Source organism: Bradyrhizobium sp. P2_E8 (genome assembly GCF_056403875.1).
Genome location: NZ_JBFUES010001317.1, coordinates 1 through 2608 on the forward strand (window position 1 = coordinate 1; position 2608 = coordinate 2608).

At 61.4% G+C, this 2608-nt stretch carries 3 protein-coding genes and 1 pseudogene; 3 read left to right on the forward strand and 1 reads right to left on the reverse strand.

Annotation, left to right across the window (positions count from 1 at the left end):
- Nucleotides 1–199: pseudogene (locus AC1D00_RS39985) on the forward strand (hypothetical protein); the annotation flags it as partial.
- Between the two features lie 667 nt (nucleotides 200–866).
- Nucleotides 867–1064 (forward strand): hypothetical protein, encoded by a 198-nt coding sequence (locus tag AC1D00_RS39990; protein WP_271577211.1) that lies wholly within the window; start codon nucleotides 867–869, stop codon nucleotides 1062–1064.
- 745 nt (nucleotides 1065–1809) lie between these two features.
- Here AC1D00_RS39990 and AC1D00_RS39995 read toward each other — a convergent pair.
- Entirely contained in the window at nucleotides 1810–2019 is a 210-nt protein-coding gene (locus AC1D00_RS39995) for a hypothetical protein (protein WP_135178347.1), read from the reverse strand.
- Nucleotides 2020–2239: 220 nt separating this feature from the next.
- Between AC1D00_RS39995 and AC1D00_RS40000 the strand changes: the two genes are divergently transcribed.
- Nucleotides 2240–2608, forward strand: a 369-nt coding sequence (locus tag AC1D00_RS40000) for a caspase family protein (protein ID WP_477014490.1), incomplete at its 3' end; no start/stop codon positions are given.

The following is a 2608-nucleotide window of genomic DNA, read 5'->3' on the forward strand; positions in this document are numbered from 1 at the left end:
GCCTCGACCTGATATGCGCCTCGACCTGATATGCGCGGATGATGCCGCGGCCAATGAACGGGCCAAGTCCCTCGTGGAAAACGACGCGATAGAGCTATGGCAATCCGACCATAAGATCGCGACGTTCGACCCTGACCCACTGAAAGCTGAACAAGTGCAGGGCTGGCTCAAGAGCGAGCTGCATCCGCCGAAGCGATAAGGGCGCCTCGGTTGGCGGCCTCTTTGAACGAAAAAGGCCCCAGCTCGCAGGATTAGGGGGGCGTTGAGCTGGGGCCGACGGGGTGCCCTTGGGAAGGGCACCGGGAAAACCTGGCAATCCAGCAATCGTTCCTAAGGGCTCCCGCCCCAACACTTCCCGGTGTCCCGATCTGTCTCTGCGGTGTGCCAATCGGGACAGCACCCGGATGTGGGGTGCTGTCCGTATTTGATCCTCTGATGCCCCAAGCTGAACGACGTTCGGGTCCCTCTGGAGCTCTATCGGCATCAAGATGTCCCGCTCCAGCACAATGAACCTTGGCATGGAGTGTGCAGACAAAGCATTACCGGGGTTTTGCATCATCCCCCCTGGGGCTGGAAAGCCGCCGCCCGCGCCATATTGAGCGGGCGGCGTTTTTATTGCGGATAGCAAAAAGGCCCCAACTCGAGCGCGACCGGGGAGCTGGAGCCAAGGTGCCGGGCCAGCCAAGGCCGCTTTGAAAATCGCAGTGGCCTGATTTGCTTTCGCCAACTTTTCCCGAGGTGGTCAAGATTGACCAGATGTCCGGCAGCGGACATGTCAGGCTATGCCATCACCGCGCGGCCCTTGGCTTTCATCGGTGATGAGGACGCCACCATCGCTCCCGCTTCCTCTGGAATGGAGCAGCGCCATGCAGCGACGCCGTCTCAAGCAAACCACGTCCCTTGAAGAGCGTCTGGCCGAACAGGCGCAACGACTCCGTGAGGAGGCCGAATCGCTTCCACCCGGTATCGAACGTGAGCATACAATCCGCAAAGCCCGGCAAGCCGAGACCGGCGCTCACATCTGCGAGTGGCTGAATTCGCCCGGGCTGCAACCACCGGATTGAACGCTGCAGCCAACTCGCAGGCGCCGGTGGCTGAGAGCGACGCGCTCCCGCCCTGCATTTTCGAGAGCGCTGGCGGTGGGCTGTCGACGAAGTGCGAGCCTTGCTCGCGGCCCTGGAGGAAGCCGTCCGCGCGCTGGCCGCCTCGCATGGGACGCCGTGCGAAACGTCAAGGGCGCGCAGCAAAAGGCCCCAACTCAGGGGAACGGCGAGCTGGGGCCAAGGTACCGGGCCAGCCAAGGCTACCGCCGGCCCATGCACATCAACATGCACCAGGGCGCCATCCCCGTGCGATGGGGCAATCGGCTTAATCAGGATTCGCAAGCGGGAGCCCCACGCGCAGCGGCCCCGCCTCGCTGGTGCGCGGTAGGGCCGCCCCGCTCTCCCGGATTAGGGGCTGGATCCGTCCGGTGGGCCAATTCAGCTTATGCCCGTTAGCGGGAAACCGTGACTGCTCAAAAGGGGCATCGGTGTCCAATTGGGACAGCCAAACCTGTTCCTGAGGAGTTTGGATTAACCCGTTTGAGGTGCAACGAATAAAGGCCGGGCCGTCCGCCAGAAGAAGACCATGAAATGTGAAATGTTCACTTTGGAACAGAACGCGGCGCGTCTGCATATTAGGATCGCTAGAACTCAAACCCAACGGTTAGGACAAAGCCAGACAAGCCGAGACCGGCTCGCATATGAGCGAATGGCTTACATCGCCGGGGCTTCAACCGCCAAAGCCAGCGTAGATGCAAGGCACGCCTCAGCTATCGAGTTGCCCGGCATAGATCCGGATCCGTCCCGGCGTGGTCATTCGCAGCCTGCCCTGAAGAAAGACCATGTAGCCCAGCGCGATCAATCGGGCGCGATGTTTGGCAGGGATCGCAGGCGCAGCACCGTTTGCAGACGCGTTACCGACCGCGAGCAAGGAGGCGAACTCCTCATGGGTGAGCTTTTTCGCTTTTGCGGTCATGACTGAGCATGGACTGCTTCGGCGATCCTGCATGTGCAATTTTGGTCAGACCCAGGAAATAAAGGCCGCCTCAGCTGGCGGCCTCTTTCATTTGGAAAGCTCGTGGTTGACAGCACAGCAGACGGGAACTGACGACCCGACTAGTGATGTACCTCACATACCATCCGCTTGCCTTTCGGCAGGCTGTGAATACGCTGCTCGCGTTTGATTTGGGGCTGTAATGGGCGCGCTTCGGTTTTTCTTGATCGTTTTTGCGGTGTGGCTCGGATGCGGACCGGCAATGGCCGAACGGCGCGTGGCGCTTGTGATCGGCAATTCCGCCTACAAGAGCGTCCCCCGGCTCACCAACCCGGCGAACGACGCCACCCTGGTCGGCGGCATGTTCAAGAAGGCGGGCTTCGACGATGTCGATGTCAGGCTCGACCTCAACGCCGCCGACATGCGCCGGTCGCTGCGCGAGTTCGCGGGCCGGACCCGCGATGCCCAAGTTGCCGTCATTTACTATGCCGGGCACGGCATCGAGCTCGACGGCACGAACTATTTGATCCCCACGGATGCCGCGCTGGAAACCGACGGCGACGTGCTCGAC

Bases quoted from the DNA above. Each gene is read 5' to 3' on its own strand.
- AC1D00_RS39990 (WP_271577211.1), top strand. From the start codon at position 867: ATGCAGCGACGCCGTCTCAAGCAAACCACGTCCCTTGAAGAGCGTCTG.
- AC1D00_RS39995 (WP_135178347.1), bottom strand. From the start codon at position 2,019: ATGACCGCAAAAGCGAAAAAGCTCACCCATGAGGAGTTCGCCTCCTTG.